Consider the following 4083-nt stretch of genomic DNA (forward strand, 5'->3'; position numbering starts at 1 on the left):
TTGTTCTGCGATAATTATTTGCCCTTCTGTGTATTGCTTGCGATGACTCCACCAAGCTTGCTGCTCTTTCGTGTGCTTGCTCAGTGAAGTCTCTAATGCATCGAACATACTTGGTAACGCTTTGAGTTCCTTGTCTTGCGTTTCTGCCAATGCCGTCAATAATCGCTTCAATCTCTCGATGCTCTGCTCTTGGTGGTCGATAATCTCTTTCTGCCGCGCTATCGTGTCTGCGTTCGCTTGCATGGCTTTGCTGACTTGCTGTATCAGTTGTTTTTGCATGGTCTGTTATCCTAATTTCATTCCGAGCATGACGCCAAATCCCATCATCACTAAAGCGACAATCGCGCAGCCAATCACCACTACCCATGCTCGGCGGTAAACAAAGTCGAGCGCATTTTCTTGATGAGCTTGCATTGTTTGGCTTAACTCTTGTGAATACTCGTTCATCATTTCCACTATCTCTAGCTTTTGCTTTTCTAGGCTTTCTGTCGTAAGGGCTTGGACGTTGAAAAGGTGTCTGACCAATACGCCCTCGATCGCTTGGTGATGCTGTTCTAGCATGGTCTTTAACTGGCTTTGCTTCTCGTCTAGGCTCTCCGTGCCTTGCTTGATGATACTCTCGCTTTCGATCAAGCTCTTCATAAAGGACGCGTGTAGCTTCCCTAAGTCGTCCTGTAGCGTTGTCTCTATAAGCGCTGCTGTCTCGTTCGACTGTTTCTTGAAGTTCTGGGCTAAACTTAAAATCTCGCTCATATAATCCGCCTGTTAATCTAATGTTTCTGCCACCACTGGGGTTTTTGATAGATATTGCTTTGTCCGTCTCGCGTGCGATTTCAAACCCTGCGTCTTGCAGCGTTTTTATGACCTCATGGCGGTTGGTTATCAGCCCATTAGCCACCATGCTTTCTAAGCCCTCTGTAATGGCTTCACGCGCTTCTTTGGTCGCTCGGGGTAAGTTATCACGCTGCGCCATTAATCGCTTGCGTATGGGGTCATTTGGGTCTGATAAATCATAGTAAATGTTCTGTAGATCTTTCCACGCATTGACCCTCGTTTTGTCTTGGCTGTGAATATAGGGCTGGAACAGTCGCCCATGCTCAAGATCAACATTAGCGATGACAAAGTTCAGCTCAAGCCGCCCTTTGTCCCTGTGCTCAATCCATGCAAAGCTCACCCTATCAGCGTCTAACCCTGCGGTAATCGTTTCTTCAAAGCCATCCATAATGTCATTTTTTTGCTTAAGCGTTAGATGGTCAGGAGCTTCCTCGAAACTCAAGCAACCACTGGTGTACTGGCGTTTAAAATCTAATGAGTCAATGAGTAGCTTTTGCTGTTCTACGTCACCGCGCAATATTTCGGCATCAGGGCGATCACCGTCTTTGCCAAGCAAGTAATCAAAGACGGCACTGCCACCACCTGTGCCATGACGAAAGAATTTAACGATCATCGCTCATAATCCTTTGTAGCTCTGTATCAAGATCGGCTTGTATCTTCACCAAAGTCATAAGTACCTCATTGTCTACTTGGTTGCCTTGGTTTAGGTGCTTGGCAATTTGGTTCATGTTATTGCCAATCCATGCCACGTGACGCACCAATTCGGGATCAGCTGCGTGAATGATTTTCTTAGCCTTTGCTTTTGGCTGTTCGATCTTTTGATTGAGTGCCAACTGGCGCAAGAAGGTTGATGTGCCAAGCTCACCTGCTCGGATTTTTATCTCCGAAAATTCGGCATCAGTGAGGCGTATTTGAATATGCCTGTCTCTGATTTTCTTAGTGGGTTTTTCATCGCTCATGGGTGACGTCCGTAAGGTTTTTGGGGTTAAGGGGTTTCCCCTTACCGGCATGCCAGAATGAAAAGAAACGAAGTAGATTGTAATGACGGCATATGCTGGCTTAATGTCATAATAACATTGAAAGGTAACTATTTAGAGTTATCTTGTTTATTTATCAGCAATGTCATTCAATACAAATACTAAATAATTTCACTAAAGTTCTTAGTCTTAGTATTTGTTACATGTTTATTGCTGATAGAATGTTGTTTTTGTCTGATCTATGTTGGAGAAGTTTATGGGCAGTTATATCGATTCAAACCTTACTAGCAGTGAACGTGTTATCCAAGAAGCGACGGTATCTTGGTGGTCACAATGGCCATTTCTTTTGATTGGCGGCCTCCTGCTACTTAGTGGCTTAGGCGCTGCTCTAGGAGGGGGTAACGGTTTTGTTATATTGCTCCTTGCTGCATTTTTTATAGGCGTTGCTGTTCTTAGAGTTCTTACAACTGAGCTGGCTTTGACTAATAAACGTGTTATTGCTAAAACTGGTTTCATTCGTCGCAATACTATTGAGTTGCGCTTGGAGAAAGTTGAAGGACTGATGGTTAACCAAGGTATCTTCGGAAGGATCTTGAACTATGGCTCTGTCTTAATTTCTGGTACTGGAGGAATTAAAACGCCTATTCCTTTTATCGCACACCCAACGCAGTTCCGTATGGTCGTTAACGAGTTTCTAGAGAACCCTTCTCAATTTGATTAGTCATAAATAAAGTAGAGCAAAACGAACAATAGTGAGCCATAATCAGATAGCCTAAGCAATAAAACAAGAGCCAGTCAAAAGGCTGTTATCTGATTTAGGCTTATCCACTGTCAAATTTTGCCGAGTCTTTTTCTTCTTTGGTATGTGCTCTCAGAAATACCTAACTCTAACCATGGTTTTAATGATTGCTCTGACGTAGCTACAGGCTTACGTTTAGATACCTTGCCGCCTTTACTACCCTTAATAGCCTGACGATAAATAAACTCGTTATAGTGATATGAGTCACGCTTCCAACAGTATTTTGCGATACTTTTGGCAGTGGCTTTGATTTCTGAGTACGGTAACGGCTCTGAAAACATCATATTGACGCTTTGAGCGTGTTTAAGCACTGAGTTATACCATTGTTCCCAAGTCTTACCTCGGTGCTCTCTAATCGCAGAATACGCCCAATGGCGAACGGTATCGAACAGGGAACAGTTCCTACCAAGCCCATATTCTTTCTCGGTATTCGTTAAAGGTCTTAAATCAACAAACTCCGCTAGATAATTTAGCTCGTAGGCTTCTTTTGTCCATACTTCGGTACGCCAATGCTCGTGCATGGGGTTTTTGGTGATGAAGTTGGTATAGCCGACGTCTGCTCTTGTCTCTCTGACAAGCCCTGCTTGTATTTTAGCGAGATACTCTAGGGCTTTACGGCTACCATGCTCACTGGTGCAAACGGGCGTTTTTAGCTCATAGACGATATGAGCGTGTCCGTTTTCAGGATTTTGGCTTGTCCACCGTGGCGGTGGTAGGTATTCTTCCGCCCAACGCATTGCGCCATGCTCATGATCAATGTCTAGGCAGATAAAGTGGGTCATGCAAGGAGGGTTGTGCTGAATATACCGCATCTTTACGGCAGTTTGCCTAGGACGAATGACAAGACCACCTAGATCATCGGTGCAATAAGGCTTTAAGGGGAGATTTTCGTATATTTCCGGTAGTATTAACATCACGCACACTTGTGTTGGTGCGCCTGCTGATATAAAATGTCCGTATCGAAAAAATGGGTTTTATATCTGCTGACACAGATTAAAATTCATCTAACCCCTAGTGTTGGTAGCACTGGGGGTTAGTCGTTTCTAGCACTTGAGTTTACGCGCTCATTTCTATTACGTCAATTAAGAATTTTCTTGTAAGCCACGCCATTTAAGGCGTACATCGCTATAAAAAGTTGTACCTACTTCACGTTATCTGCCCATACTGGGACCCGAATAAGTCCTCTTAGGGCGTTGTTTTTCAAGCTCTTGCGTCATTTGTTTATTAATTTCGCGACAGTCTCTAACTCGCTGGTCAATTTGCTCTGTGACTGCTTGATTGCGTTCTGTGAACTCTTTAGCTGCTCCGTGATACCTTTCAGCATCGTCTCTAATGCGCTCATATCGCTCGTTAACTCGTCTGCTGGTACTAGTGTACTCTGATACTCGCTCAAGGCTGCTGTGAGCTGCATCTGTATGGTCGCGAGTTTGCTCAGTTGTTCTGCGATAATTATTTGCCCTTCTGTGTATTGCT

General features: G+C 44.1%; 6 protein-coding genes. 1 reads left to right on the forward strand and 5 read right to left on the reverse strand.

Annotated elements, in window-relative coordinates; translation table 11 throughout:
* The 3 genes from INT03_RS15135 to INT03_RS11900 all read right to left on the reverse strand — a co-directional run.
* On the reverse strand, positions 1-279 hold a 279-nt coding region (locus INT03_RS15135), incomplete at its 3' end, for a hypothetical protein (RefSeq protein WP_413469378.1).
* Between the two features lie 6 nt (positions 280-285).
* Entirely contained in the window at positions 286-753 is a 468-nt protein-coding gene (locus INT03_RS15140; protein ID WP_225739334.1) for an MbeB family mobilization protein, read from the reverse strand.
* A gap of 683 nt (positions 754-1436) precedes the next feature.
* A complete protein-coding gene (locus tag INT03_RS11900; RefSeq protein ID WP_192520692.1) occupies positions 1437-1793 on the reverse strand; it encodes a plasmid mobilization protein in 357 nt (118 codons plus the stop codon).
* A gap of 274 nt (positions 1794-2067) precedes the next feature.
* Here INT03_RS11900 and INT03_RS11905 point away from each other — a divergent pair, with 274 nt between their 5' ends.
* Positions 2068-2532, forward strand: a complete 465-nt coding sequence (locus tag INT03_RS11905; RefSeq protein ID WP_193009111.1) for a PH domain-containing protein — start codon at positions 2068-2070, stop codon at positions 2530-2532.
* 110 nt (positions 2533-2642) lie between these two features.
* On the opposite strand, the gene INT03_RS11910 is transcribed toward INT03_RS11905, so the two are convergent.
* Positions 2643-3524, reverse strand: coding sequence for a replication initiation protein (locus INT03_RS11910; RefSeq protein ID WP_193009112.1), 882 nt, complete (start codon positions 3522-3524; stop codon positions 2643-2645).
* Positions 3525-3761: 237 nt separating this feature from the next.
* Positions 3762-4083: hypothetical protein (locus tag INT03_RS11915; protein WP_193009113.1), on the reverse strand; the 322-nt coding region annotated here is incomplete at its 5' end.

The organism is Psychrobacter sp. PG1, assembly GCF_014897815.1.
In the GTDB taxonomy this organism is placed as follows: Bacteria; Pseudomonadota; Gammaproteobacteria; order Pseudomonadales; family Moraxellaceae; genus Psychrobacter.